The sequence below is a fragment of the Photobacterium sp. R1 genome (assembly GCF_054600795.1).
Window position 1 is genome coordinate 1 of record NZ_BAAHZP010000282.1, and the last position, 337, is coordinate 337.

At 61.4% G+C, this 337-nt stretch carries 1 protein-coding gene; it reads left to right on the forward strand.

Annotated elements, in window-relative coordinates:
* Positions 1-337, forward strand: a 337-nt coding sequence (locus ACYP03_RS25045) for an AMP-binding protein (RefSeq protein ID WP_459782533.1), incomplete at both ends; no start/stop codon positions are given.

Here is a 337-nt window from a genome sequence, read left to right on the forward strand (position 1 = left end):
CCTGCAGGCCGGTTAAAAGACATTGCGGAGGAAGCGCAGCTGGATGCGGTGCTGGAGACGGGCAGAGAGGAGGCCGAGCCCATCGGCTTTTGCTGTCCGGTGCTGGCTGTGGATGCTGAAGGAGCACGGCAGCCGCAAGCGGGCAAGGCGGTGCCAATCAGCCCCCCTTCACTGCCTCCGGAAACCACGGCCTACATGATGTTTACTTCAGGCTCGACCGGCAAGCCGAAAGGGGTGGTGATCAGTCATCAGGCGCTGGCAACATTCTTGTGTGCCGCCGTGGAACGACTGGGACTGGATGATGAGTGTCACTGGCTGCTGATCACCACGATCGCCT